General features: G+C 64.4%; 22 protein-coding genes. 7 read left to right on the plus strand and 15 right to left on the minus strand.

From position 1 onward, the window contains the following. A partial coding sequence (locus tag Q3C01_RS07315; protein ID WP_458144648.1) for an aminotransferase class III-fold pyridoxal phosphate-dependent enzyme occupies positions 1–844 on the plus strand: 844 nt, incomplete at its 5' end. A 181-nt stretch (positions 845–1025) separates the two neighbouring features. Here the strand turns inward: Q3C01_RS07315 and rnd are convergent. From rnd to Q3C01_RS07345, 6 genes are all read right to left on the minus strand, one after another. Next, complete coding sequence (gene rnd, locus Q3C01_RS07320; RefSeq protein WP_458144649.1) at positions 1026–2174, minus strand: ribonuclease D; 1149 nt, start codon at positions 2172–2174, stop codon at positions 1026–1028. Between the two features lie 398 nt (positions 2175–2572). Continuing rightward, a complete protein-coding gene (locus Q3C01_RS07325) occupies positions 2573–3892 on the minus strand; it encodes an ABC transporter substrate-binding protein (protein WP_458144650.1) in 1320 nt (439 codons plus the stop codon). A gap of 11 nt (positions 3893–3903) precedes the next feature. After that, positions 3904–4773 (minus strand): carbohydrate ABC transporter permease, encoded by an 870-nt coding sequence (locus tag Q3C01_RS07330; protein ID WP_458144651.1) that lies wholly within the window; start codon positions 4771–4773, stop codon positions 3904–3906. Continuing rightward, entirely contained in the window at positions 4770–5720 is a 951-nt protein-coding gene (locus Q3C01_RS07335; RefSeq protein WP_458144652.1) for a carbohydrate ABC transporter permease, read from the minus strand. Before Q3C01_RS07335 ends, Q3C01_RS07330 begins: the two co-directional genes overlap by 4 nt. Before the next feature lies 1 nt (position 5721). Further along, entirely contained in the window at positions 5722–6573 is an 852-nt protein-coding gene (locus Q3C01_RS07340; RefSeq protein WP_458144653.1) for a phosphodiesterase, read from the minus strand. Between the two features lie 203 nt (positions 6574–6776). Next, a complete protein-coding gene (locus Q3C01_RS07345; protein ID WP_458144654.1) occupies positions 6777–8255 on the minus strand; it encodes a protein adenylyltransferase SelO in 1479 nt (492 codons plus the stop codon). A 194-nt stretch (positions 8256–8449) separates the two neighbouring features. Between Q3C01_RS07345 and aspS the strand changes: the two genes are divergently transcribed. After that, positions 8450–10222 (plus strand): aspartate--tRNA ligase, encoded by a 1773-nt coding sequence (gene aspS, locus Q3C01_RS07350; protein WP_458144655.1) that lies wholly within the window; start codon positions 8450–8452, stop codon positions 10220–10222. A 168-nt stretch (positions 10223–10390) separates the two neighbouring features. On the opposite strand, the gene Q3C01_RS07355 is transcribed toward aspS, so the two are convergent. Continuing rightward, a complete protein-coding gene (locus tag Q3C01_RS07355) occupies positions 10391–10807 on the minus strand; it encodes a hypothetical protein (RefSeq protein WP_458144656.1) in 417 nt (138 codons plus the stop codon). Further along, positions 10792–12363: a hypothetical protein gene (locus tag Q3C01_RS07360; protein WP_458144657.1), complete on the minus strand. Its 1572-nt coding sequence runs from the start codon at positions 12361–12363 to the stop codon at positions 10792–10794. Before Q3C01_RS07360 ends, Q3C01_RS07355 begins: the two co-directional genes overlap by 16 nt. A gap of 249 nt (positions 12364–12612) precedes the next feature. On the opposite strand from Q3C01_RS07360, the gene Q3C01_RS07365 reads away from it, so the two are divergent. Together Q3C01_RS07365 and Q3C01_RS07370 are read left to right on the plus strand one after the other, a co-directional pair. Continuing rightward, complete coding sequence (locus tag Q3C01_RS07365; RefSeq protein ID WP_458144658.1) at positions 12613–14925, plus strand: NADP-dependent malic enzyme; 2313 nt, start codon at positions 12613–12615, stop codon at positions 14923–14925. A 158-nt stretch (positions 14926–15083) separates the two neighbouring features. Then, entirely contained in the window at positions 15084–15536 is a 453-nt protein-coding gene (locus tag Q3C01_RS07370) for a DoxX family protein (protein WP_458144659.1), read from the plus strand. Positions 15537–15683: 147 nt separating this feature from the next. On the opposite strand, the gene Q3C01_RS07375 is transcribed toward Q3C01_RS07370, so the two are convergent. The 4 genes from Q3C01_RS07375 to Q3C01_RS07390 form a co-directional block, all read right to left on the minus strand. Continuing rightward, entirely contained in the window at positions 15684–16235 is a 552-nt protein-coding gene (locus Q3C01_RS07375; RefSeq protein ID WP_458144660.1) for a dihydrofolate reductase family protein, read from the minus strand. 9 nt (positions 16236–16244) lie between these two features. Then, positions 16245–17243, minus strand: a complete 999-nt coding sequence (locus Q3C01_RS07380) for a polysaccharide deacetylase family protein (protein WP_458144661.1) — start codon at positions 17241–17243, stop codon at positions 16245–16247. Positions 17244–17405: 162 nt separating this feature from the next. Further along, a complete protein-coding gene (locus Q3C01_RS07385; protein WP_458144662.1) occupies positions 17406–17978 on the minus strand; it encodes a glutathione peroxidase in 573 nt (190 codons plus the stop codon). Positions 17979–18069: 91 nt separating this feature from the next. Further along, complete coding sequence (locus Q3C01_RS07390; RefSeq protein ID WP_458144663.1) at positions 18070–19668, minus strand: L,D-transpeptidase; 1599 nt, start codon at positions 19666–19668, stop codon at positions 18070–18072. A 207-nt stretch (positions 19669–19875) separates the two neighbouring features. On the opposite strand from Q3C01_RS07390, the gene Q3C01_RS07395 reads away from it, so the two are divergent. After that, positions 19876–20424, plus strand: coding sequence for a CreA family protein (locus tag Q3C01_RS07395; RefSeq protein ID WP_458144664.1), 549 nt, complete (start codon positions 19876–19878; stop codon positions 20422–20424). Here the strand turns inward: Q3C01_RS07395 and Q3C01_RS07400 are convergent. Beyond that, positions 20414–20617: a hypothetical protein gene (locus Q3C01_RS07400; RefSeq protein ID WP_458144665.1), complete on the minus strand. Its 204-nt coding sequence runs from the start codon at positions 20615–20617 to the stop codon at positions 20414–20416. The two genes, Q3C01_RS07395 and Q3C01_RS07400, sit on opposite strands and share 11 nt — an antisense overlap. 415 nt (positions 20618–21032) lie before the next feature. Between Q3C01_RS07400 and Q3C01_RS07405 the strand changes: the two genes are divergently transcribed. Together Q3C01_RS07405 and Q3C01_RS07410 are read left to right on the plus strand one after the other, a co-directional pair. After that, positions 21033–21197 carry a hypothetical protein gene (locus Q3C01_RS07405; protein ID WP_458144666.1) on the plus strand — a complete coding sequence of 55 codons (165 nt, stop codon included), beginning with the start codon at positions 21033–21035 and terminating at the stop codon, positions 21195–21197. Positions 21198–21236: 39 nt separating this feature from the next. After that, complete coding sequence (locus tag Q3C01_RS07410; RefSeq protein WP_458144667.1) at positions 21237–21599, plus strand: hypothetical protein; 363 nt, start codon at positions 21237–21239, stop codon at positions 21597–21599. A gap of 109 nt (positions 21600–21708) precedes the next feature. Here Q3C01_RS07410 and Q3C01_RS07415 read toward each other — a convergent pair whose 3' ends face one another. Next, positions 21709–21954, minus strand: coding sequence for a DUF6719 family protein (locus tag Q3C01_RS07415; RefSeq protein WP_458144668.1), 246 nt, complete (start codon positions 21952–21954; stop codon positions 21709–21711). A gap of 67 nt (positions 21955–22021) precedes the next feature. Further along, on the minus strand, positions 22022–23506 hold the full coding sequence (gene pdxR, locus Q3C01_RS07420; RefSeq protein ID WP_458144669.1) for a MocR-like pyridoxine biosynthesis transcription factor PdxR: 1485 nt from the start codon (positions 23504–23506) through the stop codon (positions 22022–22024). Between the last annotated feature and the right edge of the window lie 34 nt (positions 23507–23540).

Raw genomic sequence — 23540 nt, forward strand, 5'->3', positions numbered from 1 at the left:
CGCGGGCTCGCCGCATTTCTACAAGGATGGCCAGGCTGGCGAGAGCGAGGAAGCCTTTGCGACGCGACGTGCGGAGGAGCTGGAAGCGCTGATCGTGAAGGAAGGTCCGGACACCATCGCGGCCTTCTTCGGCGAGCCGGTGATGGGAGCCGGCGGCGTGATCGTTCCGCCTGCGACCTACTGGGACAAGGTCCAGCAGGTCTTGAAGAAGTATGACATCCTGCTCGTCGCCGACGAGGTCATTTGCGGCTTCGGCCGCACCGGCAAGATGTTCGGCTGCGATACCTACAACATCAAGCCCGATGCGATCGTCGTCTCCAAACAGATCACCTCAAGTTATTTCCCGTTCTCGGCGGTCTTGATGAATGACCGGATGTTCGAGCCGATCGCGGACGAGAGCAACAAGATCGGCGTTCTCGGCCACGGTTTCACGGCAGGCGGTCATCCGGTCGGCGCGGCGGTCGCGCTGGAAAACCTCAAGATCATCGAAGAGCGTGGCCTGGTCGCGCATGCTGCAGAGACGGGAGCGCATTTGCAGGCGCGGCTGCGTGAGCTTTCGAGCCATCCGCTCGTCGGCGAGGTTCGCGGCGTCGGCATGATCGCCGCGATCGAGCTCGTGCTCGACAAGCAGCGCAAGATGGCCGCAAGCACGCCGGGCGCCGTCGGCGGCATCGCGGCGCGGATGCTCCAGGAGCGCGGCGTCATCTCGCGCAACATGCTCGACGCCATCGCCATCTGCCCGCCGCTGATCGTCACCAAGGGCCAGATCGACGAGCTGGTTGGCACCATCGCTGGCGTGCTGGACGACATGAAGGCGGAAGCTGCAAAGCTGACGCCGGCGTAGGGGGCGTGTGGTGGTGAGCGGTACGGTTGGTCACATCTTCGGGTGTCGTCCTGGCGAAAGCCAGGACCCATACCGCGTGATCTATCGATAGAACTCGGGGCTAGTACCGACTGCCTAACGAAATCCTAGGGTAATGGTCCTGGCTTTCGCCAGGACCACCTTGGGGAGGGATTGCGGGCTATTACGCCCGGCTCACCCCGACGACGCGGCCCTTGTCGATCGCGAGCGCGAGCTGGCCGTGCTTCAGCTTGAGCGCGGCGTCGCCGAACAGCTCGCGGCGCCAGCCGCGCAGCGCGGGCACGTCGGCCTCGTCGTCGGCTGCGATCTCTTCGAGATCGTCGACGGTCGCGATCACCTTGCTCGCCACCGCGTGGCGCTCCGCGGTCATCCGCAGCAACACCTTCAACAGCTCGACGATCGCCGCGCCGTTGGAATTATTGCGCGGCTTCTCCAGCTTCGGCAGCTTCGAGAGGTCGCGCGCCAGCCCGCGCTCGACCGCGGCGATGATGTCCGCGCCCCACCTGGATTTCTCAAAGCCCTTTGGCACCGAGCGCAGATGGGCAAGCTTCTCCACCGTGGTCGGCGCGTGGGTGGCGATGTCGCTGATCGCGTCGTCGCGCAGCACGCGGCCGCGCGGCACGTCGCGGCTTTGCGCTTCCTGCTCGCGCCATGCCGCGACCTCCATCAGCACCGCCAGATCCTTCGGCTTGCGCACCCGCGTCTTGAGCCGCTCCCAGGCGCGCTCGGGGTGGAAGTCGTAGGTGCGGGGCGAGGTCAGGATCTCCATCTCGATGGAGACCCATTCGCTGCGACGGCGCTTCTTCAGGTCGGCATCGAGCGCGGCGAACACTTCGCGCAGATGGGTGACGTCGGAGACCGCATAGTGCATCTGCTCCTTCGTCAGCGGACGGCGCGACCAGTCGGTGAAGCGATGGGTCTTGTCCGGCCGGTGGCCGGTGACCTTTTCGACGAGCTGGTCATAGGCGATGCTGTCGCCATAACCGAGCACCATGGCCGCGACCTGAGTGTCGAACACCGGGTGCGGGATGATGTTGGCCTGGTGCCAGATGATCTCGATGTCCTGGCGGGCGGCGTGGAAGACCTTCAGGACCTTCTCGTTGGCCATCAGCTCGAAGAAGGGTTTGAGGTCGATGCCCTCAGCCAGCGCATCGATGACCACGGCCTCCTTCGGGCTCGCCATCTGCACCACGCACAGGAGCGGGTAGTAGGTGGTTTCGCGCAGGAACTCGGTATCGACGGTAATGACGGGGTGCTCGGCCAGCCGGCTGCAGGCAGCGGCTAGGTCAGCGGTGGTGGTAATCAGATCCATGAACGGCCCATGACACGTACATCAGCCGTTCTGCCGAAAGTGCTGTGATGTCAAGGGGGTTGGAACGAATTCGACGCTTGATTTCGGCCGGAATCGTCGATGCCGGCCGCGGAAGGGCTAAACCGCAGGCCGCGGACACGAAATCCTACTCGTACCGGATCCGCTGCGACGGTTTCCGCCCGCAGGGCAGCGCCACCACGACCACGCACATGGCGAGCATCGCCAGTCCCAAGAACTCGAAAACCAAGAGATCCACGGCCAACTCCCCGAAAGATCGCTAGACTTGTCGGCGGGAAATTGACGGTCTGTTAATTGTCGTGGTTACCGGCGCCGGGACGGGCCGGATGGTGGACGGGAGGTTAACGGGCGCTCCGTCTGACGGAGCGCCCGGTTTGACTTCAAGGCAGCTTCAGCGCCGTCTCGGCATTGTACGGCTTGAGCAGCTCGTCGGCGGCCTTCTGGGCAGCGGCGAGTGCATCCTTGGGCTGCTTCTTGCCGTTCAGGACCAGCATCACCTCGTCCTCGAGGGTCTTGCGGACCGGCACGGTCTTGTAGGTCGCAAACCAGGGCTTTGCGACTTCGAGCTGGTCGACCGCGGTTTTCGCGTCCGGATTCTTGCCAAGGAAGTCGAGCATCTCCGGCGTCTTGTAGGCGGCCACGTTCGGGGCGAAATAGCCGGTGGCACGGCTCCACCAGCCGCTCTTCTCCGGCGAGGTCATCCACTTGATCAGCGTCCAGGCCGCCTTCTGCTTGTCGGCCTCGAGTCCCGCCGGGATGATCAGCGATGCGCCGCCGATCGGCACGGCATTGCGGACGTTGCGCGGGATGAACGCGACCTTGTAGGGGAATTTGGCGTTGTCGCGCACGTAAGTGAGCGAGCCGGTCGAGAGCATCATCATCGAGGCATTGCCGGAGATGAAGGCGGTGCTCACGGCCGGGCCTGGCGTGGCGCCCGGCGGATGCACCTTGTGCTTGGCGATGAGGTCGTTCCACCAGGACAGCGCGCCGAGCATCGAGGGCGTGTCGTAATAGACTTCGCCGCCGAACTCCTCGTTGTAGTAGCGCCCGCCATTGGACATGGTGAGCGTCTCCATCATCCAGCCGCAATAGTCATAGGCGCAGGGAATCTCGATGCCCCAGCGCGTGACCTTGTCGCCCTCGCGCTTGGTGAGCTTCTTGGCCCAGTCGGTGACTTCGGCCCAGGTCTGCGGCGGCTTGTCGGGATCAAGACCGGCTTCCTTGGCATGCTCGGCGTTGATGTAGAGCAGCGGCGTCGAGTTGTGGAACGGCACGCCATAGACCGAGCGGTTGATCACGGCATTGCCGTGCAGCGCGGGGAAGAACTGGCCGAGGAACTGCGCCTTGGTGGTGCCATCGGCGGCGATCAGGGAATCGAGATTGGTGAGCTCGTTCTCGATCTGCATGTCGAGGAGAAAGTTCGCCGACATGATCACGGCCGCCGGCGGCTTGCCGGCCTTGATCGCGGCACGCGTCTTGATCAGCGTGTCGTCATAGGAGCCGGTATAGACCGCGGTCGTCTTGATGTCGGGATGGGTCTCGTTGAATTCCTTGATCATGGTGCCCATGTCGCGGGCGAGCTTGCCGTCGACGGGGACGGGGAAGAACAAGTCGATCTCGGTCGGGCCTTCGGCAAAGGCCGGAAAGGCGAGGGCGCCCGCGATGGTGAGGCCGAGCGCAAGCCGGCGGGAGAACAGCATCGAAAAATCTCCTATTTGATGCCTGAGGTGACGAAAGAGCTGATGAAGCGTTTCTGAAAGATCAGGAAGGTGACGAGCAGCGGCGCGATCACGATCAAGGTGCCGGCGGCGATCGTGCCCCAGGCCTGCGTACCTTCGGCGGTGGCGGTGAACACGGACAGCCCCACGGTGAGCGGCCGCTTGTCCGGCGAATTGATCACCATCAGCGGCCAGAGGAAGTCGTTCCAGTGGCTGGTGACAGAGACGATCGCAAACGCCGAGAAGCTCGGCAGTGACAGCGGCACGTAGATGTGGCGGATGCGCGCGAACACGCCGGCGCCGTCGATCAATGCCGCGTCCTCGAGCTCGGTCGGGATGGCCTCGAACGCCTGCCGCATCAGGAAGGTGCCGAAGGCCGAGGCGAAAAACGGCATCATCACGCCGGTCAGGGTGTCGTAGAGCCCGAGCTTTGCCACCAGCGTCAGGTTCGGCACGATCAGCAGCACCGGCACCAGCATGAGCTGGAGCAGGAACAGGTAGAAGGTCAGCGTCTTTCCGGCGAAGGAAAGCCGCGCGAAGGCGAAGCCTGCAAGCGTCACGGTGACGAATTGCACGAGCAGGATGCCGGTGCAGATGATGGTCGTGTTGAGGAAGTAGCGCGGGAAGTCGCCGATGTCCCACGCATCTTTGATATTGTCGAGCGTGGGTTTCAGGCTCGGCATCAGCTCGGCCATGGCGTTGATGCCGTCCGAGGCCGGCCGCAGCGTCGCCACCACCATCCACAGGAACGGGATGAGCCAGACCAGCGCGAGCAGCACCACGAGCACAAAGCCGAGCTTCGGCGTGATCTCGTGTCGCGTTGCGAGCGGAACGTCCTCGAACAGCCGCTTGAACGGATTCATGGCCCGCCCTCGCGGTTTGCCAGCGTGCGGAAGGACAGCGCGGTCAGCCCCATCAGCACGCCGAGCGAGAGCAGCGTCGCTGCCGAGGCCTTGCCGACGTCGTAATGCTCGACCGCCTGCTCGTAGATGTAGAACAGCACGAGATTGGTCGCGTTCGACGGTCCGCCCTTGGTCATGACGAAGACGTGGTCGACCTGCGTCACCGCATTGAGGCCGGCGATCACGGTGACGAACAGGAAGGTGGGCCTGAGCTCGGGCAGGATGATGTAGCGCAGGCGCGCATAAGGTCCGGCGCCGTCGAGGTAAGCTGCTTCCATCGCGTCTTCGGGCACGGCCTGGAGGCCGGCGAGGAAGAACAGCATGTAGTAGCCGGCGTTCTTCCAGATCGTGATCACCATGATCGCGCCGAGCGCGATGTCGGGATCGCCGAGCCAGTTGGGCAGCACCGGAAGCAGGCGGCCGATATAGTGGTCGAGCAGCCCGACATTGGGCAGGAAGATGAACAGGAACAGCGCCGATGCTGCGACCATCGGGATCAGCACCGGCAGGAACAGCGCAGCGCGCAGTGCGCTCGTCACCGCATTGGTGCGCGACAGCGCCAGCGCAAAGAGAAAGGCGAGCGCCATGCTCGGCACCACGGTGCCGACCGCGTAGATGAGATTGTTGACGACAGCGCCGGTAAAGGCGGGGTCGGCGAGCACGGCCGCCAGATTGTCCAGCCCGACGAAGCGGCTCGGTGCCCGCGGCGTGGCGCGCTGATAGAGCGCATCGACGAACACCCGTCCCACCGCGCCGTAGGTGAACGCCGCGAGGAAGATCAGCGACGGCAACAGCAGCAGATAGGCCGGAAGCGAGGCCTTGAAGCCGGCGGCGAACCTTTGGAGGACGTTGAGGCGCGGCGGTCCTGCTCTGGTAACGGCGAGCGATGCTGGTTCGGCCAGGCTCATCTCACCGCGCCGGGAAGTTGAGCGCATAGTCGCGGTCGTCCATCCCCTCTGGTGGGGAGAAGGGGAAACGCAGGTTGGTGTCGAGGAAGTCGTGGCTGTGCACGACCAGGTTCTCCTGGTCGATCAGCACCACGCCGTAGGCCGGCGGCTCATGGCTCGCCAGATGGTTGGTGGCGGCAGGATCGAGCTCGAACCAGACCTGGTGGTTGGTGCCGCGCAGGGTGGAGAAGGGGATCTTGCCGTAGCTGCCCGAGATCGGCCGGTGCACATGGCCGAAGAACAGGTGGCGGATGCGGGAACGATAGGGCGCGATCACCTCGGCAAATTCAGCGCTCTGCTTCAGCGCGATCTCGTCCATCGCGTGGACGCCGACCGGGAACGGCGGATGATGCATGAAGAAGACGAACGGCACATCAGTCGGCGCCCTGGCGAGGGTCTCGGCAAGCCAGCCGAGCCGCTTTGCACACATCTCGCCGGCATCGCTGGTCTCGTCCAGCGTGTCGAGGAAGACGAACAGGCCGTGATCCGTGGTCCGCGTGCCCTGCACGAAACCGTTGGTATCGCGCGGCGCCGCCTTGAGCCCGTCAAGGCAGGCGACGCGGCGGTCGTGATTGCCGACCATCGCGATGTAGGGAATCTTGAGCGGGGCCATCGCGCTTGCGAAATCGGCGTAAGCCTCGGCGTCACCCCAATGGGTGAGATCGCCGGTCACGACGGCAAAGGCGGCATCGGCATGGTGCGTGTTGATATCAGCGATGGCGGCATCGAGGCGGGCACGCGGATCGAGGCCGTAGAGTTTCAGGCCGGGGCCCGCAAGATGCGTGTCGGTGAGGTGGATGAATTTGAAAGGCATGGCGCGTGTGTCAGGTCTCTGGGAGGACGGTCGCCTCCGGCAAGACGGCCCGCCAGCCGGTTAGAGTGCGAGTGTTTCAGTTTGATGACGATGGTTGCCGATGCGACAAATTGTTGGGCAGAACGGCAGAGGGGGTCAACCGGGTCGTCTCGCGGTGCGGTAGGGAGCGGATCGTGCAACGGGTAGCAGCGAGCGCCAGCCGCTCACGTCCCGCAGAACGTCCGCAACACGCGTTGATCGGGCAGCGGCGGGTCGGAGTAGGCCGCGTAGTCCGGCTGATCTTCGTACGGCTTCGCCAGCACCTTCACCAGCTCTTCGAACGGCGCGTAGTCGTCATTGTCCACAGCGGCGCGGATCACCGCTTCGACGCGGTGGTTGCGCGGGATGAAGGCGGGGTTGACGGCGTGCATGGCGGCCTGCCGCTTGGATGCGGACTGTGGCTCTGAAGTGAGACGCTCGCGCCAGCGCTTGGCCCAATCGTCGAACGCTGTCGGGTTCATGAACTGCGCGCGGACGTCGGCAACTCCATCTTCGTCGGCCGCGGCCTCGCTGAGCTTGCGGAAGGTGAGGGTGAAGTCGGCGGCATTCTTGGCCATCGCATCCAGCAAGTCCTGGATCAGCGCCTCGTCGCCGCCGCGCTCGGTGAACAGGCCGACCTTCCTGCGCAGGCCCGCCTGATAGGCCCTGCTGAAAGTGTCCGGGAACGCGCCAAGAATTTCCTGCGCCTGCTCGATCGCTTTCTCCTGATCGTCGGAGAACAGCGGCAACAGGCATTCGGCGAGCCGCGTCAGATTCCATAAGCCGATGCGCGGCTGGTTGGCATAGGCGTAGCGGCCCATCTCGTCGATCGACGAGAACACCTGCGCAGGATCGTAGGAGTCCATGAAGGCGCAGGGGCCGTAATCGATGGTCTCGCCCGAAATCGAGGTGTTGTCGGTGTTCATCACGCCATGGATGAAGCCGACCAGCAGCCAGCGCGCGACGAGATCGGCCTGGCGGGCGACGACGCCGGCGAGCAGCGCGTGATAGGGGCGCTCGGCGCCACGCAGCTCCGGATAGTGTCTCTCGATGACATGGTCGGCGAGCCGGCGGATCGCGTCGGTGTCGCGGCGCACGGCAAAATACTGGAAGGTGCCGACGCGGATGTGGCTTGCGGCCACGCGGGTCAGCACCGCGCCGGGCAGCGCGGTCTCGCGGATCACATGCTCGCCAGTGACGACGGCGGCGAGCGAGCGCGTGGTCGGGATGCCGAGCGCGTACATCGCTTCGCTCACGACGTATTCCCGCAGCACCGGCCCGAGCGCGGCGCGGCCGTCGCCGCGGCGGGAGAAGGGGGTGGGGCCCGAGCCCTTGAGCTGGATGTCGCGGCGGACGCCGTCCTTGTCGATGACCTCGCCGAGCAGGATCGCCCGGCCGTCGCCGAGCTGGGGCACGAACTGCCCGAACTGGTGCCCGGCATAGGCCATCGCGATGGGGTCCGCGCCGGCAGGAACCGTCTTGCCAGCCAGGATCTCGGCGCCCTCCGGCGTCTCCAGCAGGTCCGGATCAAGCCCGAGCTGGACCGCGAGCGGCCGGTTCAGCTTGATCAGCCGGGGCGCGGCAACCGGGGTTGGCGCCACGCGGGCAAAGAAGGTGTCCGGCAGCGCCGAATAGGAGTTCTGGAACGGGAAATGGACGGTCATGGGCTTAAATGTAGGGCTGGAACGCCCATTGGCAAAGGCTCAGGTCCGGCTTGCGTAAAAATGGACTGTCCGGGCCGAAAACAGGCCGTTCCCTTGGTTGCCGCACCCGTCCTCGTCGGGTAAACCCACCCGCAACGTCGGACCGGCCATTTGGGTCGTCCGATTCGATCCTCCGACATCATTTTGGGACTACCATGCATCGCTACCGGTCACATACATGCGGCGCGCTCCGCGAGAGCCACATCGACGAGACGGTTCGCCTGTCCGGTTGGGTCCACCGCGTCCGCGACCACGGCGGCGTGTTGTTCATCGACCTGCGCGATCATTACGGCCTGACCCAGTGCGTGGTCGACCCGGACTCGCCGGCGTTCGCGCTGGCCGAGAAGCTGCGCTCGGAATATGTGGTGCGGATGGACGGCAAGGCCCGCCGTCGCCCGGAAGGCACTGACAATGACGACCTGCCGACCGGCAAGGTCGAGGTCTATGTCAATGAGATCGAGGTGCTGGGCCCGGCTGGTGACCTGCCGCTGCCGGTGTTCGGCGACCAGGAATATCCCGAAGACATTCGCCTGAAGTACCGCTTCCTCGACCTGCGCCGCGAGAAGCTGCACCAGAACATCATGACGCGCGTCGCGATCATCGATTCCATGCGCCAGCGGATGAAGGCGCAGGGCTTCTTCGAGTTCAACACGCCGATCCTGACCGCGTCCTCGCCCGAAGGCGCGCGCGACTTCCTGGTGCCGTCGCGCATCCATCCCGGCAAGTTCTACGCGCTGCCGCAGGCGCCGCAGCAGTACAAGCAGCTGCTGATGATGAGCGGCTTCGACCGCTATTTCCAGATCGCGCCCTGCTTCCGCGACGAGGACCCGCGCGCCGATCGTCTGCCCGGCGAGTTCTACCAGCTCGACGTCGAGATGAGCTTCGTCACGCAGGACGACGTCTTCGCGGCGATGGAGCCGGTCATCACCGGCGTGTTCGAGGAGTTTGCCAAAGGCAAGCCGGTGACCAAGGGCTGGCGGCGGATTCCGTTCGCGGAAGCTCTGCGCAAATACGGCAGCGACAAGCCGGACCTACGCAACCCCATCGAAATGCAGGACGTCTCCGAGCATTTCCGCGGCTCCGGCTTCAAGGTGTTCGCGCGCATGCTCGAAGACCCGAAGAACCAGGTTTGGGCGATTCCGGCCGCGGGCGGTGGCAGCCGCGCCTTCTGCGACCGCATGAATTCGTGGGCGCAAGGCGAGGGGCAGCCCGGCCTCGGTTACATCATGTGGCGTGAGGGCGGCGAGGGCGCGGGTCCGCTTGCAAACAACATTGGCCCCGAGCGCACCGCTGCGATCCGCACGCAGCTCGGCGTGAAGGAGGGCGATGCCGCCTTCTTCGTCGCCGGCGATCCCGACAAGTTCTGGAAGTTCTCTGGCCTTGCCCGCAACAAGGTCGGCGAGGAGTTGAACCTCACCGACAAGGAGCGGTTCGAGCTCGCCTGGATCGTCGACTTCCCGATGTACGAGTACAACGAGGACGACAAGAAGGTCGACTTCTCGCACAACCCGTTCTCGATGCCGCAGGGTGGCCTCGAGGCGCTGAAGGGCCAGGATCCGCTGACCATCAAGGCGTTCCAGTACGACATCACCTGCAACGGCTACGAGATCGCCTCGGGCGGCATCCGCAACCACGTGCCGGAAGCCATGGTGAAGGCGTTCGAGATCGCGGGCTATGGCGAGCAGGAAGTGGTCGAGCGCTTTGGCGGCATGTACCGCGCCTTCCAGTACGGCGCGCCGCCGCATGGCGGCATGGCTGCGGGCGTCGACCGCATCGTGATGCTGCTCTGCGGCACCACGAACCTGCGCGAGATCTCGCTGTTCCCGATGAACCAGCAGGCCATGGACCTCCTGATGGGCGCGCCGTCGGAAGCCACGACCAAGCAGCTCCGCGAGCTGCACGTTCGGGTGAACTTGCCGCAGAAGTGATGAGCAAGTTCGGGTCTCGTGCCCCGGACGCAGCGCAGCGCTCTTCAGCGGTGCGCTGCAGAGCCGGGGCCCACGTCCCCCCGACCAGCGGCCTCTCTAGGTCCCGGCTCTGCGCAGCAACGCTTGCGCGTTGCAGCGCGTCCGGGACACGAGACCAACCAGCTCTCTTTACAGCCTCGTCGACGCCTCGATCCTGAACTGCGCCAGCGTGCCCTCTGGGTCGGCGTTGAAGAGCTGCATCAATTGCAGCAGCGGCACCTTCGCGCGCGGCGTGACCTTGATGACGAGTGTCTGGCCCGGCGTCTCGATGAAGCTTGCGATCGAATCCACGGCCGCGCCTGCCTCGGGATTAGCGGCCGCGATCTCCGCCCGCTGGGCCTTGACGCTGTCAACGAGCGTCTGGCGTGCAGCGTCACGGCTGACATTTCGTCCTCGTGCATTCTGCGTCACCGCGGTATCGACGAGACCATTGTCGCGCACTGAGAATTCGAGCGAATCAGCCTCAATATTGGCCGCCTGACCCATGAACTGGGCTGGATCGGCCGAAAACAGCTCGCGTGGCACGTTGCTCAGCGCAATTCGCAATTGCGCTTTTGCGATGCCTCCGAGTCGAGGGTTGCCGGCGCCAGGGCGAAGCTCTTGGAGGACTCTGTCCACTCCGCGCCGAGATCGAGGTCGATGGGGAGTTGCTCGATTCCGCCGAGAACCAACGGAAGCTGCTTCGGGTCGGATGGATCGGTAGGCGTGACGAATTTCGCAACCACATGCGCCTTGCTCGGGATCGAGCCGATCAGCTGCCCCCAGTCCAGTCTCAGCGTGTCGATCGTGACGAGCTTTTTGGTGTTCTTGAAGGGCGCGGCCACGCCCTTGACCTCTGCGCCTGCGAGCACACCGAACAGCCCGAGCATCTGGTCGGGCGAGGGCGCCCGGCCGGGAGTGGTCAGACTCGCTGCCCAGCGCATCAGACCCGCTACACTGAAGGATTTCAGCGCGAAGCGCTCCATCTTGAACTGCCCCTGCGGCGCCGGCGCGTCGAGGCCTTCGAGCGCGAACTCGCCTTGGGCGTATTTGATCGCATTGAGCCGGACGGTCCCTTGCGGCGTACCCATCGACAGATTGCTGATCTCGATCTTGCCGACGCGCAGGCCCTCGTACATCGCGGCCACCTTCTCCATCATCTCGCGCCCCTGGGCAGGCGTTGGTGGAGACGACGGGTCCTTCGGCAGCAAGGCCAGAACCTCGGCCGGCCGGAATTTTGACGGCTGAAATCCGAGGTCCTCGATGGCGATCCCATCGACTTGCGCGCGCACGCCTTGGGTCGATGTCAGCACATAAGGCCCGACCGAAATCCTCCGATAGGCCCGATGATAGCTGTCGTCATTGGCCTTCTCCGGATCGAGTGCGGCGATCACGGCATTCACGTCGACATCGTCGATGATCATGTCGGAAAACTCGCCGATGAGCTTGTCGGGCTTAGCCGCCCTAAGCGTGGTGAAGCTGAAAACGGCGCGATCGATCTTCGCCGTATCGACCTTCCCGCGATTGATGTTGCGGATCGCGAGCCCCGAATAGGTGATTTCGCCGCTGCCGGCTGCGTTTGAGCCGGTGTCCATGGTGACGCTCACCGTCGGCACCATGACCGAGGCAGCCGTGAGGCTCGCATACTGCGCGAGCGCGAAGCGGTAGGCGTCGACCAGCGAGGGTGAGGCCGGCGCGCCTTGGGCGCGGGCTGGGCCGGAGTAGCCGGTCACCGCGATCTGCGGGAGCTTGTACGTTGCCTTTACCTTTGCCGGGCCGGCGGCGCCGTCAATGGCAAGCTCCGCGCCGGCGATGTCGATCGTCTCGGCCGAAAAATGCGCCTCGTCGGTCTGGCGGACGCCGGCCGCCTTGATGCTCGCGGCCTTGAGCCCGGCCAGCGGCGGCTGTGCCGGCTCGACGGTGATATCCTCGACCGTCAGGGTCCGCGTCATCAGGTCAAACGCCACCTTGCCATGGCTCGCCTTGCCGCCGCGGCTGCGGATCTGGTCGAACGCCGCCTCGACCTCGGCGGTGGCGCGGTGCTGAACGTAGAGATTGAAGCCAAGCCAGCCGCCGCCTGCGAGCAACGCAAGCGCGATCAGGCCGATCAGGATTCGTCTCATGCGGTCAGCTCCAGTTGCTGGCTCAGGGCAGAACAACCTGCCATATTCGCAATAGCTTGCCCGGTCCAGGGAAAGCCATGGTTTTCAAATGTTTGACGGCACCGTCTGTTGATGGGGCCACAATCGGATGTTGCCACAAAGCCGCCGGCCGTGCTTGATCCCGTTTCCATGATCCGGAATACCGTCTTCGGGCTGGGGCCGGTCGGGGAAAAAAGCTTTGAGGCCGCAAAACGCGAGGCGAGGCAGGGCATGTCGTCTTATTCTGAAGATCTCCACCAAGCGGCGCTGGCCTATCACCGTCTGCCGCGGCCCGGAAAACTCGAGATCCAGGCGAGCAAGCCGCTCGCCAATCAGCGCGACCTTGCGCTCGCCTATTCGCCGGGCGTCGCCGCCGCTTGCACCGAGATCGCCAACAACCCGGCCGAAGCCGCCACGCTGACGGCCCGCGCCAACCTGGTCGCCGTCGTCTCCAACGGCACCGCGGTGCTGGGGCTCGGCAATATCGGGCCGCTGGCCTCCAAGCCCGTGATGGAAGGCAAGGCGGTCCTGTTCAAGAAATTCGCCGGCATCGACGTCTTCGACATCGAGATCGCCGCCGACACCATCGAGCGCGTGGTCGAGACGGTGGCGGCGCTGGAGCCGACCTTCGGCGGCATCAATCTCGAGGACATCAAGGGCCCCGAGTGCTTCGAGATCGAGGCGCGGCTGAAGGAGCGCATGAAGATCCCGGTCTTCCATGACGACCAGCATGGCACCGCGATCATCGTTGCGGCCGCGATCACCAACGGCCTGCGGCTGAACGGCAAGAAACTCTCGGACGTCAAGATCGTCGCGTCGGGAGCGGGGGCGGCGGCGCTCGCGACGTTGAACCTTCTGGTCTCGATGGGTGCACAGCGCAAGAACATCTGGGTCTGCGACATCGACGGCCTCGTCTATGACGGACGCAACACGCTGATGGACCGCTGGAAGGCGGTCTATGCCCAGAAGACCGACAAGCGTACGCTCCGCGACGTGATCGGCGGCGCCGACATATTCATCGGGCTCTCGGCACCGGGCGTGCTGACGCCCGAGATGGCCAAGGCGATGGCCGACCATCCGCTGATCATGGCGCTTGCGAACCCCACGCCGGAGATCATGCCGGAGGAGGCGCGGAAAGCGCGCCCCGACGCCATGATCTGCACGGGGCGGTCCGACTACCCGAACCAGGTCAACAACGTCCTTTGCTTTCCTTTCATCTTCCGCGGTGCGCTCGACGTCGGCGCCACCGCGATCAACGAGGAGATGAAGCATGCCGCGGTCGATGCCATCGCGCAGCTCGCGCGCGAGGCGCCGTCGGACGCGGTCTCACAAGGCAGCTTCGACACCGGCGAGGCGGGTGGCTTCGGCCCGGGCTCGCTGATCCCGAGCCCATTTGATCCTCGGCTGATCCTTCGCATCGCGCCGGCGGTCGCCAAGGCCGCGATGGAATCCGGGGTTGCGACGCGTTCCATCACCAATTTCGATGAATATGCGGCCCAGCTCATGCGCTTTGCCTTCCGCTCCGGCATTGTCATGAAGCCGATGTTCGCCAAGGCCAAGACCCAGCCTGTGCGGGTGATTTACGCCGAGGGTGAGGACGAGCGCGTGCTGCGCGCCACGCAGGTGGTGCTGGAGGAGAAGCTCGCGCGTCCCATCCTGGTCGGCCGTCCGTCGGTGGTCGAGGCACGCATCAAGCGCTTCGGCCTCTCGATCAAGGCGGGCAAGGATTTCGACCTGGTCAACCCCGAGGACGATCCTCGCTACCGCTCCTATGTGCAGTCCTATGTCGAGGTCGCTGGCCGCCGCGGTATCACGCCCGAGGGAGCGCGCACCGTGGTGCGCACCAACAACACCGTGATCGCGGCGCTCGCCGTGGGGCGCGGCGAGGCCGATGCGATGCTCTGCGGCGTCGAGGGCCGCTACATGAGCCATCTGCGCCACGTCCGCGAGATCATCGGCTTCTCGAGCGGGATCAGCGACTATGCCGCGCTGGCGCTGCTGATCACCACCAAGGGGGCGTTTTTCATCGCGGACACCCAGGTGCGGCCCAATCCGAGTGCGGAGGAGCTGGCCGAGATCGCGGCGCTCGCAGCCATCCATGTGCAGCGCTTCACGCTGAAGCCGAAAGTCGCCTTCGTGTCGCATTCCGATTTCGGCAGCTATGACACGGACACCTCGCGCAAGATGCGCCGTGCGACGCAGCTCCTGAAGGAGAAGCATCCGGAGATCGAGGCCGATGGCGAGATGCAGGCCGACACTGCCCTGTCGGGGGCGGCACGCAAGCTGGTGCTGCCGCACTCGAACCTGGAAGGCGAGGCCAACATCCTGATCATGCCGACGCTGGATGCGGCCAATATCGCTTACCAGACCATCAAGGTGCTGGCCGACGCGCTTCCCGTGGGACCGATCCTGATCGGCCCGGCGCGCCCGGCACACATCCTCACGCCGGGTGTCACCGCGCGCGGCATCCTCAACATGACCGCGGTCGCCGTGGTGGAAGCCCAGGAGCGGGCGGCGCGGCAGCAGCCGAGCTTGTTTACGTAAGCAGTCCAGGCCTCACCGGATCACCGCGCTTTCTCTTCTCCCCTTACAAAGGGGAGAGGGGAAGATATTTCCCCGTTTGAAAATCGCGCGTGGACTCTTCATAATCGCGCTGTCATCGCGTCAGCGTCCCGCCCTAAAGCATTGCCAAGAGGCCGACCATGCCAGCGTTCGTGACTTTCGGGCGAATCCTGTTCGCCGTGCTGTTCATCTATACGGGCGCAACGAAGCTGTTCGCGATACAGGCGACTGCCGATTTCATTGCCAGCAAGGTCACTGTGCCCGAGATGATTGCGCCCTATGCCCAGCAGGTCGAGCAGGCCACCAGCATGACGACGCCGCAGCTGCTCGCGATCGCGGTCGGCGGACTCGAGATCATCGCGGGGCTGATGATCGCGCTGAACTTCGGGGCGCGTTTCTTTGCGCTGCTGCTGATCATCTACGTCGCGATCTCGACGTTCCTGTTCTACGACTTCTGGAACCAGACCCCGCCCGACAACGCGAAGATGCTGGTGGACGCGCTGAAGAACCTCTCGATCATCGGCGCGCTGTTCATGATCATGGGCTATGGCCGCGCCACACGCCCGGTCGAGGCGGCTTACGGCGACGTATAGCGTCGCAGTGCGACATCCAGGACACAACTGGAAGTGCCGGGGCTGATCTGACGGCAATTCCGTAGCCCCTAAGTTCTACTTTGCATGGGGTTGTTTTCGACGTTTTCGCACGGACGCGGGATGAAGGCGCCGCGAACATGGGTGTCGCTACCCCCGTCGCCACGGCGTGACCGTGACGCCGTGTGCGGCATCGAGCACACGCACTCCACCCGGCTTCATCCCATGCGCCGCAAGCACCTCGTGCGGCGTCCGCTCCGGCACACCGACGAAGCAGCCTTCGCCGCCAGGCAGGCGCACCCGCGGGGCTTCCGAGAGCCAGAAGGTGTCGTAGCGGTCCATGAACATGTCGAACACGACGGGGCCGCCGATGATTGCGACCGTGCCCGAGGATACGTCGGCGAAGGCGCAGGCCTCCTCGAAGCTCGCGCCATGCGGATTCCACAGTGTCGCGTTCGGCATCTCCGGATCGACCGCGAGCGCGGCTATCTTGCGGGTCAGGATCAGCCGCTTTCGCTTGGGTGAGTTCGGCTGTCCCTCATACGAGTGCCGGCCGTGCACGATCAGCGTGGCGAGATCGAGCGCCTGCTCGAAGAACCTCTTGTCGCCCTCGAACTTCAGGCTATCGGGCATGACATGCCACGCGTCGGCAAGCATGCCGTCGGCGGAGACGATGACGTAGCCTTCGAAACGGAAAGACAAGTGTGAAGGCTATTCGGAAACGGTCGTCACCACGCTGTTGACCGGGCGCTGGCTCACCGTCGGCAGCTTGACGTCCTTGAGCAGCTCCTGGTCGTACTCGGGCAGCGTCGATACCGGGCTCTTCGCGCGCATCGCCACGACCTTGTAGCCACCGGCCTTGAGCTGCTGCAGCAGTGCGGGCAGCGCTTCGGCGGTGTGCTTCTGGAAGTCGTGCATCAGGATGATGCCCTTGCCGAGCTTGGTCAGCTTCTTCATCACGGTGTCGATCACCTTCTCGGGCTTGGAGGCCTTGAAGTCGAAGGAGTCGAGATCGCAGGAGAAGATCGCGATGTTGCGGTTGCCGAGATAGGTGACCATCTCCGGCGGGTGCTGCAGGGCCGGGAAGCGGAAGAACGGCGAGGGCGAGATGCCGCCGAGCGCCCACTTCACCGCGGAGAAACCTTTCTCGATTTCGTCCTTCTTCTGCTGTTCGGTCAGCTTCTTGTCGTTGAGATTGGCGTGCGACCAAGTATGTGCGCCGACGGTGTGGCCGGCGGCATAGACCTGCTTCAGGATCTCCGGCTCGTAGGTCGAATGCTTACCGATCGGGAAGAAGATGCCGGTGGTGCATTCATCGGCCAGCGCCTTCAGCACCGCGGGCGTGTTGCGCGGCCAGGGGCCGTCGTCGAAGGTCAGCACGACCTCGTGGTCGCGCAGGAAGTCGAGCTCCTTGAAGTGCTCGAAGCCGAAGCCGGGACCACCCGTGGTGTCGATCTCGACGGTACGGGCGACGCCGAGCGCATTGGGATTGCTGCAGGCGGCGCGTGCCGGCTGCGCGCCTTGTGCCGCCGCTGGCGGGCTGGCGGCCGCCGCGGGAGCTGCCGCCGGGGCAGGTGCCGCTGCCGGCGCTGCGGCAGGGGCGGCTTGCGTGGCTGCCGCGGGCTTCGCGGCCGGGGTCTGCGACCATGCGGCGCTCGCCATCGCAAGAGAGATTGCGCTCGCCAAAATCAGTCTTGCCGCAACACGCATGACGTTGTCCTCGATAGATTGATCCCGTTGTTCGGCCGTAGCTTTTTTGCCCCTGTCCGAACCTGTCCGCCCCAGACAGTCTTAGCCTAGATGGTTGGCCATCGCCAATGCAACGGCTGTTTGGCTCCGCGAGGGAATTGTGCCCAAGCGCGTGAGACCGGCTCAGCTATCGGCAAGCGCCTTGGCAACGGCTGTCTTGATGCGGGTGTCGGTCGGCTCGACCGCCGAGGCAAAAACCTCGGTGATATAGCCGTCGCGGCCGATCAGGTATTTGTGGAAGTTCCAGCGCGGAACTTCCTTGGGCCGGGCTTCCGCGGCCCATTTGTAGAACGGATGGGCCTTCGGACCGACCACGACGACCTTGGCGGCGATCGGGAAGGTAACGCCGTATTGGTGATGTGCGGTCTCCGAGATTTCCGTCGCGCCGCCTGGCTCCTGGCCGCCGAAATCGTTGGAGGGCACGCCGATGATGGTTAGTCCGCGTTCGCGGAACTCGCTCCAGAGTTCCTGAAGTCCAGCATATTGCGGGGTGTAGCCGCACAGCGAGGCCGTGTTGACGATCATCAGCGGCCGGCCGGTAAACGCGGCGAGCCGGATATCGTCGCCGGAGAGCGCGGGGAAGGAGAAGGCATAAGCCGAGATCTTGCTCATCGCGCCCTCGGCAAGCGCGCGAGTCGCGGCGGGAACGGCGATCGCGCCGACCGCCGCGGTGAGCATTGTCCTTCGGTTCAGCATGGCGATGTCCCCCAAGTTGATCCGGGACGGATCATACTCCGGGAGAACGATCCCTCGCGCTCAATACCGCGTTATGCGCGCTACAGCGCGATCAGTGCAGACGAACGATGAAATCCGTGCCTTCGCCGGTTTCGCCCTGGTTGATGCCCTGGTCGGAGACGATGATCGAGCTGCCGGTGGTGAGCATCTCGTTGATCTTCGCCATGGTGTCGGCGGCGATGGAGATGCGGTCGAGCGCCTCGGCCGGACTATCCGCAGTGATCACGGGCTTTGCGGCAACCGGGATGACGCCGGCCATGCGGTGGTGGCGAGTCATCCGGCTGCCGTCGTCACGCTCCACCGAGCGGACGATGACGGGCACCGACACCACCGACCAATGCAGCGCGTTGGCATCGCTCTTGTCGGCTTCCGCGGTGAAGACATGCGTGCCGAGCGGACGGTCGCTGGCGGCGATCGTCACGGGCGCTTCGAACAGCGGCGAAAAGTTCTGCCGCACATAGATCTTGGAATCCTTGCGGCTGATGAACACCGCGATCTGGCCGGCGCGCTTCGGCGGCTCGGGCTTTGCGCCAGGGGCCGGCTCGGTGGCGCGGGTCTGATCCTTTTTCGCATCGGCAGCGGGCTGCGCAGGCGTCGGTGCCGTCACCGCGATATCGGGTTTCTTGGCATCGGTCGCTTCGGTTTTTGCAGGTTCAGGCTTGGCGGTCGCTTCGTCCGATGCCGGTTTTGCCGGCTCGGATGCGTCGGCGGTTTTCGCACCGTCCGTGCTTGCGCCTTCGTTCGGAGCGGGCGTGTTGGCGGGGGCTTCCTCGCGCGCCATCGCGTTGCCGATGGTTGCGTCGGACATCACGGTGTGGCCGACGGTCGAGCGGAGCTCCATCGCCGGCTCGACGTTCGCGCTCTTGACCTCGGTAGCCTCGTTGACCTCGGCGGCTTTGCTCTCGTCGGCCTTGCTCTCAGGAGACTTTGCCGCGGCCGCGCCCTTGTCCGACTTGTCGGCGACAGTCGTCGCAGGTTGCTCCAGGCTCGCAGCGGGCTGCGGCGGGACGCGCAGGCTCGCGAGCAGGGGATGCGAGAAACTGTGTGGCGTCATCTCGCCGGGCGTCACGATCACGCGCGCGCCCATCTTGGTCCAATTCCACATCTTCACCGCGAACGCCATCGGCATGCGGATGCAGCCATGAGAGGCGGGATAGCCAGGCAGGACGCCGGCATGCATGGCGACACCCGACCAGGTGATCCGCTGCATGTACGGCATCGGCGCGCCGCTATAGATGTTGGAATGATGGAATTTGTGTTTCTGAATGACGCTGAACACGCCCAGCGGCGTCGGATGGCCCTTCATGCCGGTCGACACCGGCGATTGCGCGAACACGCCGTTGGAATCGTAGACCGTCACCTTCTGCCGGTCGATCGAGATAGCGATGACCAGAGGCCCTTGCGGCTTGGCGCCGGTCTCCCTCTCAGCGATCTCCTTCTTGCCCGGGACAGTCGCGCGTTTGCGCGGCTTCGCACGCTCAATCCGCGGCTGTGGCTGGTGGTAGTAAGCACCGTCGGTATAGTCCGACCAGTAATACATCGCGGCTTCCGCCCGGGTCGTGGTGACAATCGCACCCGCCGCCGTCAAAATGGCGACCCGCCACAACTGCGCCCTTGCGGCAGAAGAACCGGTCACGCTCACGCTGTTCATCCTCGAATCCGTATTCCAAATCAGTAATTAGTCTCGCAAAGGGGATACGCGTTCACTACCACAGCGGTTCGGCTATCAGCCAATTTTGTCGAAGCCGTAGCAAAAAAGCCTCACAGACCGGTAAACGGTGGCCGCGCAGGTAGCTTCTCGCCTTCCTGATCGGCCCTCGCATCCCTAAATTGTGGGGACTTGTTACCGGAGAACTTCATGTCATCTCGTTTCCCCGGTCTTTCGGGCATGCGCTTGAAAGGCCTCGCTTTATTCCTCCTGCTCATGGCCATGCCGGCCAGCTTTGCCCAAGCCGCCGACGAGCCCGATCTGATCTTCCGCCGCTCCACCGTCTTCAAATGGCTGAGCCCGAACGACAAGCTCGCGACCTACGGCCTCGACGATCCCGAGGTCGAGGGAGTTGCCTGTCATTTCACGGTGCCGGAGAAGGGCGGCTTCAAGGGCTGGATAGGGCTCGCGGAGGAGGTCTCTGACATCTCGCTCGCCTGCCGGCAGGTCGGTCCTATCAAGTTCAAGGACAAGCTGGAGCAGGGCGATGACATGTTCCGCAAGCGCCGCTCGCTGTTCTTCAAGAGGATGCAGATCGTGCGCGGCTGCGATACCAAGCGCAACGTGCTGGTTTACATGGTTTATTCCGACAAGCTGATCGAGGGCTCGCCGAAGAATTCGACGTCGACCGTGCCAATCATGCCGTGGGGGCCGACGGATAACAGTATTCAGAAGTGCAGCGACTTCTTCACTCAGTGACGAGATTGCGGCTGAAGCGCGGCTTTGCGAGATGCGAGCCGCTCAGCCGCACGAAGGCCTGCGGTGCCGCCTCATAACCGCGGTCGGATTGCAGTGCCATCGCGCCGGTGGCGTAGCGCGGCCACTGCCTTTCGTTGGCTCGGTCAGAGCCCTGGTCCACGTCGCGCGCCATTGCGCGATCTAAAGCCATCATGATGGCCATCCCTCAACCCTGAGCCTCGGTTTGATGCCGGGCTTATCGCTGTTCGAAGCTTCGGTCGTCGCTGAAACGTCCCCGGTGCAGCGGAACTTCGCGCTTCTTTGCGCTCCTCTTCAGCAGAGAAACGTAAAATGCCTGTGAAGCGTCTGCTTCGGGACTGTGGCCGCGAGCGCGCGCGGGTCGCTGCGGGAACACCGGAGAGCGCCGCGAAGCAGCCATCGGCTGTGAGACGACCTCACTGAAATAATTGGGGTTTTTGACTTAATGTTTCGTCGTATCGGCGCCGACGAAACAATTCTCACGAAGATGAAACCATTTTACGCATTTGGCGCATCACGCATGAAACCGCCCGTGGTTATCAACCGACCAGAGGTAGCGGCGCACAGCCGCGGGGAACTGGAGACTTCACATGCGGGCGCTCAGCTTCATCCTTGCTTTCAGCTTTGTGCTCGCCGGGTCCTCCCTGGCCGGAACCAGCGACGGTGGGCTGCCGGGCGTCGGGACCTTTGCCTATAGCGGCACGCCGGTCGGCGCCAAAGCGCCTCAGCCGATCGTGATGGCCGCGCGTCTCTGATCGCAAGAAAAAGACCAGCAGGATCAAGAAAAGCCAGTCATGTCTCGCATAGGCGCCGCCGTTTTCCTCGCGTCCCTCCTCACGATCACTGCGGCCCAGGCTCAGGTGCGCTTTCCCAGCAGGTTGCCGGATCCTCGCACCGATTTCGTGCGCCAATGCGCGCCGCACATGCTCGGGCGATGGGCGCATCCGGAGGAAGTCTGCGGCTGTCTGCATGACCATGCCGCCGCAGTTGTCGAGGACCGCGACCTGCGCGAGGCGCTCCTTCGTGGCATCAGCGAGACCGGCGTGCCGACCATCGAGAACGAATGGGTGCCGGTCACAAAACAGTCCGAGATCGGACCAACCTTCACCAAGATCGCCAAGCCGACCCTTCAGTGCATGTTCGACCCGGCGAAGTAGACTTTAGAGCATGATCCGGAAAAGTGCGCAGCGGTTTTCCGAAGAGATCACGCTCAAACAATAACCTAGCGCAATGACGCTTCATCCCCGATCTCATCGCGAGTTGGGGCTATTTCGACTTCGGTCCGAACCGCGGCACGCAGGTGCGCGTCCGCGTGATGCCGCTTTCGGTCATCTTCGCGCCGCGCACTTCCTTGATCTGCCCGGCTGGGCAGGTGCCGTCATCGACCATCACGCGCTGGCCAAGCCGCAAGCCGACGATGTCCTGCTCGCGCCCGACCGTATCGGCGCGTGCCAACGTTATTGTTGCTGCGACGAACAGCGCACATACGCAGATTGCGCGGAAATGGGGCATGACGAAAATCCCGACCTCGATACCGCAATGTTAGAAAGCCGCGCGCGATTCTCATAGTGAACCTTCGTCACGCCCGGCGCGCCGGCTTGTCGCTGCCGCGAAGCGCGGCCAGCGATTGCGTCGCGAGCTTTTCGGCTGCCGCCACCAGTTGCGGAACCGAATGGCCGGAAAAGCCGAGAACGAAACCGGGCAGGGGACGGGCGCGCGCATAAGTGTCGGCGAGCAGCCAGCCTTCCGCTCCGGCCGCGTGCTTGGCCTGCGAGGCGACGCGCAAATCGACCGATGGCTCGAACCGCGCGACCAGATGCAGGCCTTGAGAGGGCACGGGAACCGACAGCCGGCCGTCGGACGCCGCCTGAAGCGTCGCAGCCAGTGCGTCGCGCGCTTCGCGATAAAGCTTTCGCACGCGCTTCAGGTTTGCGGCGAAGGCGCCGGAGTTGAGCATGTCCGCGACCGCGCCTTCCATCAGCGTACCGGGAAAGCGGTCCAGCGCGGCCCGCGCGGTCGCGACCGGCCCGATCAGGCGCTCCGGCAGCGCGCAATAACCGATGCGCAGGCCCGGAAACAGCGTCTTGGCAAACGTGCCCATGTAGATCACGCGCTCGAGCTGATCGATGCCGGCAAGCGACATCAAGGGCGCGCCGTCGTAGCGGAACTCGCTGTCGTAATCGTCCTCCAGCACGAAAGCGCCGGCCTCTTTCGCCCAGTCCAGGAGCTCGAGCCGGCGCGGCATCGACATCTGCACGCCCAGCGGAAACTGGTGCGACGGCGTGACATAGGCCGCGCGCGCCTTTGGTGCCGCCGTCCGGCCCTTGGCGACGCGCAGGCCATGCTCATCGACCGGCACGGAGACGGCGCGATAGCCGCAATGGAGGATCGCCGCGCGCGCGGTCGGATAGCCAGGATCCTCGCACCAGATCTGGTCGTCGCGCTCGAGGATCGCGCCGAGCACGATGCGCAGCGCATGCAGTGTGCCTGACGTCAGCATGATCTGGTCGGGATCGCAGCGCAGGCCCCGCGCCGCTAGCAAATGATCGGCAACCGCCGCGCGCAGCTCGCGGCTGCCGCGCGGATCACCATAGTGCAGATGTTCGGTGCCGAAGGCGCGCATGCGCCGGCCGACGAAGCCGCGAAAGCGCTGCAGCGACCGTTCGTCGACATGGGTGCAACCGAGTGCCAGCGTGCCCTGCCGTGGGACCTCGACGGTGATCCTCGCCTTGCGCAACTCGCGCGCGCGAGAGGGAATCTTAGCAGCGACGAACGTCGCGGAGCCGACGATCGCTTCCGCAAATCCATCTGCAATCAGTCGCTCATAGGCCGTGACGACGGCGTTGCGCCGGAAGCCGGTCTGCTTCGCCAGCGTCCGCGATGGCGGCAGCGGCTCGCCCGGCCTGGCAAGGCCCTGCACGATCGCGTGGCAGAGCGCCTGGTAAAGCCGGTGCGCCGAAGAGGCGCTTTCCGTGATGTGCGCTCCCGAAAAATCGAGCGGCAGCTCGGCCCTGCGCGGCGGGGCTTTCGGGGACGGCTTTGAATTGGTCGGATTTTTTAGCATCGAATTGGAACTATCGCAGACCAAATGGGCCGCT

The organism is Bradyrhizobium sp. UFLA05-109 (assembly GCF_054185165.1).

What these genes read in the sequence shown, in the direction of transcription:
- rnd (WP_458144649.1), bottom strand. Translation starts at nt 2,174, where the DNA reads ATGGATCTGATTACCACCACCGCTGACCTAGCCGCTGCCTGCAGCCGG.
- Q3C01_RS07330 (WP_458144651.1), bottom strand. Translation starts at nt 4,773, where the DNA reads ATGAATCCGTTCAAGCGGCTGTTCGAGGACGTTCCGCTCGCAACGCGA.
- Q3C01_RS07390 (WP_458144663.1), bottom strand. Translation starts at nt 19,668, where the DNA reads ATGAACAGCGTGAGCGTGACCGGTTCTTCTGCCGCAAGGGCGCAGTTG.
- Q3C01_RS07340 (WP_458144653.1), bottom strand. Translation starts at nt 6,573, where the DNA reads ATGCCTTTCAAATTCATCCACCTCACCGACACGCATCTTGCGGGCCCC.
- Q3C01_RS07335 (WP_458144652.1), bottom strand. Translation starts at nt 5,720, where the DNA reads ATGAGCCTGGCCGAACCAGCATCGCTCGCCGTTACCAGAGCAGGACCG.
- aspS (WP_458144655.1), top strand. Translation starts at nt 8,450, where the DNA reads ATGCATCGCTACCGGTCACATACATGCGGCGCGCTCCGCGAGAGCCAC.
- Q3C01_RS07395 (WP_458144664.1), top strand. Translation starts at nt 19,876, where the DNA reads ATGTCATCTCGTTTCCCCGGTCTTTCGGGCATGCGCTTGAAAGGCCTC.
- Q3C01_RS07325 (WP_458144650.1), bottom strand. Translation starts at nt 3,892, where the DNA reads ATGCTGTTCTCCCGCCGGCTTGCGCTCGGCCTCACCATCGCGGGCGCC.
- Q3C01_RS07410 (WP_458144667.1), top strand. Translation starts at nt 21,237, where the DNA reads ATGTCTCGCATAGGCGCCGCCGTTTTCCTCGCGTCCCTCCTCACGATC.
- Q3C01_RS07370 (WP_458144659.1), top strand. Translation starts at nt 15,084, where the DNA reads ATGCCAGCGTTCGTGACTTTCGGGCGAATCCTGTTCGCCGTGCTGTTC.
- Q3C01_RS07385 (WP_458144662.1), bottom strand. Translation starts at nt 17,978, where the DNA reads ATGCTGAACCGAAGGACAATGCTCACCGCGGCGGTCGGCGCGATCGCC.
- Q3C01_RS07415 (WP_458144668.1), bottom strand. Translation starts at nt 21,954, where the DNA reads ATGCCCCATTTCCGCGCAATCTGCGTATGTGCGCTGTTCGTCGCAGCA.
- Q3C01_RS07345 (WP_458144654.1), bottom strand. Translation starts at nt 8,255, where the DNA reads ATGACCGTCCATTTCCCGTTCCAGAACTCCTATTCGGCGCTGCCGGAC.
- Q3C01_RS07405 (WP_458144666.1), top strand. Translation starts at nt 21,033, where the DNA reads ATGCGGGCGCTCAGCTTCATCCTTGCTTTCAGCTTTGTGCTCGCCGGG.
- Q3C01_RS07380 (WP_458144661.1), bottom strand. Translation starts at nt 17,243, where the DNA reads ATGCGTGTTGCGGCAAGACTGATTTTGGCGAGCGCAATCTCTCTTGCG.
- Q3C01_RS07400 (WP_458144665.1), bottom strand. Translation starts at nt 20,617, where the DNA reads ATGATGGCTTTAGATCGCGCAATGGCGCGCGACGTGGACCAGGGCTCT.
- Q3C01_RS07365 (WP_458144658.1), top strand. Translation starts at nt 12,613, where the DNA reads ATGTCGTCTTATTCTGAAGATCTCCACCAAGCGGCGCTGGCCTATCAC.
- pdxR (WP_458144669.1), bottom strand. Translation starts at nt 23,506, where the DNA reads ATGCTAAAAAATCCGACCAATTCAAAGCCGTCCCCGAAAGCCCCGCCG.
- Q3C01_RS07360 (WP_458144657.1), bottom strand. Translation starts at nt 12,363, where the DNA reads ATGAGACGAATCCTGATCGGCCTGATCGCGCTTGCGTTGCTCGCAGGC.